Here is a 3309-nt window from a genome sequence, read left to right on the forward strand (position 1 = left end):
GCGGATTTTTGGAGCAAAGCGGAAAAAATGCGTTACAAAGACACCTCTTGACCTAAACTACTCTCTACTTTCTTCAACAAATTTAAACAAATCTCTCCAAACAACAATATAACCTCCAATGATAAAAAAATAATAGTCGGAAAAAACATATTATTAATTGTTTTTTCCGACTATTATTTATACCTTTGATTTACAATAAAATGGAAACATTTAGGGGTAGGTCTTTTTAAGATTTGCCCCTTTTCATTTTATTTATCTCTCGAAATTACAATTAATAATACGCTCTATCTTTTCTCTGGTTCTTCTCTCATAAACCATACAATGACTCCAAACTATTTGTTTGTCATTTACCCACTTGATAGCTTTTTCAGTATTGTGGACGAATTCCAAAAACAACCTCTTTTTTTCGTGGTGGTAAAAGGTCATACTAAAGTCATTTTTCTTTCCTTGCATTGTCGAGAGATAAATAAAATGAAAATTAAAAGTCCGCTTTTAATCGTTGTCTCCATGTTTTTTTATCGAATGATTTCCATCTTCATCAAAATCCAAATAGGTTTGATTAGGCGATATCTCATCAATTTTTAAAATTTCTTTTTTGTCTTTAACCTCGTATTCAATATGGAAGGGAGTAACCTTTTCAATGCTAATTTCTCTTCCTTGTTCAGAGTATTCAATAACTAATCTTAACGCCTTAATATCTTCCCATTTGCCTTTAGCAACGTATTTCGGATTAACTCTATAGCAAGCTCTTTCCTCCTTCAGTAAAACTTTTTTCTTCGACAACCCTTGAATTGCTTTTTTGATTGTTTCAAATTCTTTTCCCGTTATTTTTACAAGCTTTTCTTTTATTGGCTTGATTAAAACAATTAAATTATCAAAAGTCATATTAGCGCTTAATATTTCCAGAACCATCTTTTCTGTTGGGTTTAATCCTTGAAGATTTGCCAGATCATTAATGTAAACTTTGTAGTAATTAGGTTCTTTTCCAACTGCTAAAGACTCTTTTCTGACTTGCTCAATCACTTCTCCTGTTTCAGAATCCATAATTATTGTATTTTGCTGATTAACTTTCATTTTCATATTAGGGTGGTATTTTATACCTCAAAAGTATAAAATTTATTATAATTAAGGGTATTTATTTATACCTTTATGTAAAAATAAACCCCTTTTTCTTATTCTTATTATTTATACATCTACTTTCATCCTTGTAACTATCTGACTGGGTGAAGTTTTAACATTTTGTTAAGAGTACGTGGTATACCCTAATAGGGTGCGTGGTATACCCTAACAGGGTGTGTGGTATACCCTAAGCAAATGAATGCAGTAATAAAAACATTTAGAATCCTCTGCCTTTTTTCTGCCCTCTCCTCTGGTCGAGCTCGTTTCTTCGCTCTCTTTCGTTTTGGAGGTATTTTTCTACTTGTTCCGCTTCCTTGATTGGATAAAAGTGTCTCTCGTTTTTGGGTTTTTCTCGAACCATTGATACATATCGTTGAACAGGTCGTTATTCTCTTTGGAGATGATTATTTTTCCTTCTTTGGTTAGTTCCTGTCTATATTCCGTTAGGATCTCCTGCTTTGATTTCGTGGAGAAGTAAATAAAAGAGCCACTGCATAAAAACAATAGCACGGAACCAAGCCAAACGTAAATAGCCAAATTCGGCACGTTTAACCGTGAATTTAGCCGTTTTATGTTCTCCTCTGTCTTTTCCTCATAAAATTTATTTAAGTCGCTTAAATCAGGCTTAATGGAGGTGGCGCTTAAATTCGCAATGTGCGTTTTAAACTCTTCAATTGACTTTGATAGGTCCACCTTAGTTGTTTCTAATTCATTTGCTATTTTACGTTCTTTAAGTACGTTAGTGCTTATCTTTTCCCCCGTTTTCGTTATTATTTCCGCTAATTGTCTGTTGCTAAAATCTGCCATTATTGTATTTTTTAAAGTTTTATCTAGGATAAAACATTTGTTTTTTCCGACTATTAATAACCTATTCCGGCTCCTTGTGAAATTGAACGAACCAAAAACTTTGCAACGTTAATGGCAAATTGTTGAAGAGGTGGAGAAAGATTTGGCATTTTAATTTGATTTTCTACTAGATTTTTTACCCCAAAATTTTTCCCGATTTGAGAAGCTTTAAAATCTAAACCGCTTTGCTGGTGAACCATTCTAAAGCCTTGAAGTTGGTTATTTTTGTTGATTGTTGGTTTGATTATGATGCCTTTTGAAAACATTAAATCTTTATAATTATCAAAAGTTTTAGAGTTACTAATCGCAAATTGATGCGCTTGTTTTATCTCATTTTTGATTGGCTGACGGGTGATATCATTTATCTTTTTAACGTCTTTTGAGGTTAATAAACCTCTTTCCTTAGCCATATTTTCGCTTATTGTTTGGCTTTTTAAGCTTATGAAATTGTCTTTTACTGCTACACCTTTCTCATTTATTCTGTTCGCTATTATGTGGATGTGTGGCTTTCCTGTGCTCTGGTGCAAAGTCATCAAGTATTGATTTTTATCCAGGCCTAACCCTTTTAGGTGTTTTCTTCCGATGTCTCGAAGTTCTGAAGGAGTAAATTTCTTCTCATCACTCGGAGAAATAACGATAGAAATAGTGTTTTTTTGGCACTTCTCATTCGCTTCTTGCATAAACCTAAACTCATCCATTATTTCGTTCGGATCGTCTGAAACGATGCCATTTCGGTCTAGTTCTAAAGCATCTCCCAATTCTTTATCGCTTTGAATATAGGAAACACTCGCTGAGCTGCCTTTAATAGATTTCGCTTTACTTACCATTTTTGATGATTTCTAAAGTTGTTTTTATTTCTGCAATTGTGTTGAGAATCTCCGATTTTATATCAGATCCATTTTTAAAAAGGTTTCCGATTCGACTAAAATTGGTGTGGTATTTTGCCAAGTCCAAATAAGCTTTTTTTTGTTCTTCGGTGAGCAATTTTAATTCTTTTCCCATTGCCGATTCTACTAAAAATTGGCTCATACTTCGCCCACTTTCTGTAGCTCTACTTTCAATTAACATTCTTTCCATTGGGGTCATTCTGATGCTAATTTGGGAGGTTCTATTTTGCTTCGAAATTGGTTTGGGTCTGTCGTTTTTCTTAGCCATTAAATTATATTTATACGGTTTTAAATCCCCCGACCATGGGGAGGGGGCAAGAGTTCTTTGTGGCGGATTTTTGGAGCAAAGCGGAAAAAATGCGTTACAAAGACACCTCTTGACCTAAACTACTCTCTACTTTCTTCAACAAATTTAAACAAATCTCTCCAAACAACAATATAACCTCCAATGATAAAA

At 33.6% G+C, this 3309-nt stretch carries 4 protein-coding genes; all 4 read right to left on the reverse strand.

Features of this window, described 5'->3' with window-relative positions; genetic code table 11:
* Positions 1-492 precede the first annotated feature (492 nt).
* Positions 493-1080 (reverse strand): replication/maintenance protein RepL, encoded by a 588-nt coding sequence (locus tag C1638_RS22010; RefSeq protein WP_109624082.1) that lies wholly within the window; start codon positions 1078-1080, stop codon positions 493-495.
* Positions 1081-1416: 336 nt separating this feature from the next.
* Positions 1417-1926: a hypothetical protein gene (locus C1638_RS22015; protein ID WP_109624083.1), complete on the reverse strand. Its 510-nt coding sequence runs from the start codon at positions 1924-1926 to the stop codon at positions 1417-1419.
* Positions 1927-1979: 53 nt separating this feature from the next.
* Complete coding sequence (locus C1638_RS22020; protein ID WP_109624084.1) at positions 1980-2792, reverse strand: relaxase/mobilization nuclease domain-containing protein; 813 nt, start codon at positions 2790-2792, stop codon at positions 1980-1982.
* The gene (locus tag C1638_RS22025; protein WP_109624085.1) at positions 2782-3120 is read right to left on the reverse strand and encodes a plasmid mobilization protein; all 339 of its coding nucleotides are present in this window, start codon (positions 3118-3120) and stop codon (positions 2782-2784) included. The genes C1638_RS22020 and C1638_RS22025 overlap by 11 nt, the downstream gene beginning before the upstream one ends.
* Positions 3121-3309: the final 189 nt, after the last annotated feature.

The sequence above is a fragment of the Chryseobacterium oncorhynchi genome (assembly GCF_002899895.1).
Classification (GTDB): Bacteria; Bacteroidota; Bacteroidia; order Flavobacteriales; family Weeksellaceae; genus Chryseobacterium; species Chryseobacterium oncorhynchi.

What these genes read in the sequence shown, in the direction of transcription:
- C1638_RS22010 (WP_109624082.1), bottom strand. Translation starts at nt 1,080, where the DNA reads ATGAAAATGAAAGTTAATCAGCAAAATACAATAATTATGGATTCTGAA.
- C1638_RS22015 (WP_109624083.1), bottom strand. Translation starts at nt 1,926, where the DNA reads ATGGCAGATTTTAGCAACAGACAATTAGCGGAAATAATAACGAAAACG.
- C1638_RS22020 (WP_109624084.1), bottom strand. Translation starts at nt 2,792, where the DNA reads ATGGTAAGTAAAGCGAAATCTATTAAAGGCAGCTCAGCGAGTGTTTCC.
- C1638_RS22025 (WP_109624085.1), bottom strand. Translation starts at nt 3,120, where the DNA reads ATGGCTAAGAAAAACGACAGACCCAAACCAATTTCGAAGCAAAATAGA.